The sequence below is a fragment of the Pseudoduganella ginsengisoli genome, from assembly GCF_009720865.1.
Taxonomy (GTDB): domain Bacteria; phylum Pseudomonadota; class Gammaproteobacteria; order Burkholderiales; family Burkholderiaceae_D; genus Rugamonas; species Rugamonas ginsengisoli.
The window spans coordinates 1-255 of sequence record NZ_WNLA01000113.1 but is presented as its reverse complement, the minus strand read 5'-3'; the positions used below and the strand labels follow the sequence as shown (position 1 = coordinate 255).

Genomic DNA, 255 nt, shown 5'->3' with positions numbered 1-255 from the left:
ACAGTCTTACAAAACCGCCTGCGCACGCTTTACGCCCAGTAATTCCGATTAACGCTTGCACCCTACGTATTACCGCGGCTGCTGGCACGTAGTTAGCCGGTGCTTATTCTTCAGGTACCGTCATTAACCCCCTGTATTAGAGAGGATCGTTTCTTCCCTGACAAAAGAGCTTTACAACCCGAAGGCCTTCTTCACTCACGCGGCATTGCTGGATCAGGGTTGCCCCCATTGTCCAAAATTCCCCACTGCTGCCTC

Annotated in this window: 1 rRNA gene; it reads right to left on the bottom strand. The window is 52.2% G+C overall.

What is annotated here, in order from left to right:
* A 16S ribosomal RNA gene (locus GM668_RS31985) occupies positions 1-255 on the bottom strand; the annotation flags it as partial.